This window comes from Rhizobacter sp. (genome assembly GCF_031412495.1).
In the GTDB taxonomy this organism is placed as follows: domain Bacteria; phylum Pseudomonadota; class Gammaproteobacteria; order Burkholderiales; family Burkholderiaceae_C; genus Schlegelella_A.
In genome coordinates, this window is sequence record NZ_JANODC010000534.1 from 1 (window position 1) to 2,291 (window position 2,291).

At 73.6% G+C, this 2,291-nt stretch carries 1 protein-coding gene; it reads left to right on the forward strand.

Annotated elements, in window-relative coordinates; translation table 11 throughout:
• Positions 1–63 precede the first annotated feature (63 nt).
• Positions 64–2,250: a dihydrolipoyl dehydrogenase family protein gene (locus AC30N0_RS19880; protein ID WP_489519612.1), complete on the forward strand. Its 2,187-nt coding sequence runs from the start codon at positions 64–66 to the stop codon at positions 2,248–2,250.
• Positions 2,251–2,291 lie beyond the last annotated feature (41 nt).

Here is a 2,291-nt window from a genome sequence, read left to right on the forward strand (position 1 = left end):
GGGCAGCAGCTGCGGCGGCGCCCTGGAGGCCGACCCGGTGCCCGGGGTCGCGGCGCGCGCGGCGTGACCACTGGCGTGGGTCGCCGCGGCCTGTGGATAGGGGCGCTGCTGCTCGCGCGGCTGGCGGTCGGGTTCTACCTCCACTTCGACCTCGGCAGCCTGCTCACGCTCGATTCGCTGAAGTCGAGCCGCGACAGCCTGCTCGGGCTGTACCGGCGAGAGCCAGCGCTCACGCTGGCCTCGTTCCTTGCGCTCTACGTCGGCTCGGTGGCGCTGTCGATTCCCGGGGCGACGATCCTGACCCTCGCCGCCGGCGCCCTGTTCGGGGTCGCTGTCGGCGTGGCCGTGGTCTCGTTCGCAGCCAGCCTCGGCGCGCTGCTCGCCTTCCTGATCGCCCGCTACCTGCTTCGCGACCTGGTCCGGGAGCGCTTCGGCAAGCGCCTGGCGCCGATCGACGCGGGCATGCGGCGCGACGGCGCCTTCTACCTGCTGACGCTGCGCCTGCTGCCGGCCTTTCCCTTCTTCCTCGTCAACCTGCTGAGCGCCCTGACCCCGATCGGCGCCTGGCGCTTCTACTGGGTGACGCAGCTCGGGTCGCTGCCGGCCACGGTCGTCTACGTCAACGCCGGCACCCAGCTGGCGAGCATCCACAGCCCGGCCGACATCCTGTCGCCGGCGCTGTGGCTGAGCTTCGCGCTGCTCGCCGCCCTGCCGTGGCTGGGCAGGGGCGTGGTGGGCGGGTGGCGGACGCGCCAGGTCTACGCCGGCTGGCCCCGGCCGAAGCGCTTCGACCGCAACCTGGTCGTGATCGGCGCCGGCGCCGGCGGCCTGGTCACTGCGTATGTCGCGGCGGCGGTGAAGGCCAGGGTGACGCTGGTCGAGGCGCATCGCATGGGCGGCGACTGCCTGAACTTCGGCTGCGTCCCGAGCAAGGCGCTGATCCGCTCGGCACGGCTGGCGAAGGAAGTTCGCGACGGCGCCGCGCTCGGCGTGACCAGCCCCGGAGCGCGCGTCGACTTCGCAGCCGCGATGGCGCGCGTGCAGCGCGTCATCGCGACCATCGCACCGCACGACTCGGTCGAGCGCTACACGGGCCTCGGCGTCGAGGTCCTGACGGGCAGGGCGCGGATCACCTCGCCCTGGTCGGTGGAGATTGCCGGCGTCGGTGGCGCCGAGGGTGCGGAAGGCGTGCGGACCCTCACCACCCGCAGCATCGTCATCGCCGCCGGGGCGAGCCCGACCGTGCCACCGATCCCGGGCCTCGCCGAGGTCGGCTACCTCACGTCGGACACCGTCTGGGGCCTGCCATCGCTGCCGGCCCGCCTGGTCGTGCTCGGCGGCGGCCCGGTCGGCTGCGAGCTCGCCCAGGCGTTCGCGCGGCTGGGCGCGAAGGTGACGCTGGTCGAGATGGCGCCGCGCGTCATGCTGCGCGAGGACGAGGACGCGGCAGCGCTCGTCGCCGCGGCCCTCGAGGCCGATGGCGTGACCCTGCTCACCGGGCATCGGGCGATCCGTTGCGAGCGCGACGGCGAGGTCAGGCGGCTGATCGCGCACGGCGGCGAAGCCGAGCGGACGATCGAGTTCGACCAGCTCCTATGCGCCGTGGGTCGCAGCCCGCGCGTCGAGGGCTACGGCCTCGAGACGCTCGGCGTCGCGCTGGTCGACAAGACCCGCACCATCGAGACCGACGCCTGGCTGCGCACGCGCTACCCGAACATCTTCGCCGTCGGCGACGTCGCCGGCCCGTACCAGCTCACCCATGTCGCCGCGCACCAGGCCTGGCACGCCGCGGTCAACGCGCTGTTCGGCCGCTTCAAGCGCTTCAAGGTCGACTACGCCGTGATTCCGTGGGCCACCTTCACCGACCCCGAGGTCGCGCGGGTCGGGCTCTCGGAGGCGGAAGCGACGGCGCAGAACGTCGCCTACGAGGTCACGCGCTTCCCGCTGCAGCAGCTCGACCGCGCCGTCACCGACGCGGCGACGCAGGGCTTCGTCAAGGTCCTCACGCCGCCGGGCAAGGACACCCTCCTCGGCGTGACCATCGTCGGCGAGCATGCCGGCGACCTGCTCGCCGAGTACGTGCTGGCCATGAAGCACGGCCTCGGCCTGAACAAGGTCCTCGGCACGGTGCACGCCTACCCGACGATGAGCGAAGCGAGCCGGTCGGTGGCCGGCGCCTGGCGGCGCGCGCACGCGCCGGAGCGGCTGCTCGCCTGGGTGCGCCGCTACCACGCGTGGGAGCGCGGGTGAAGGCGCCGGCCGGCGCGACCCCGGTGACCGGGAGCGCGCCG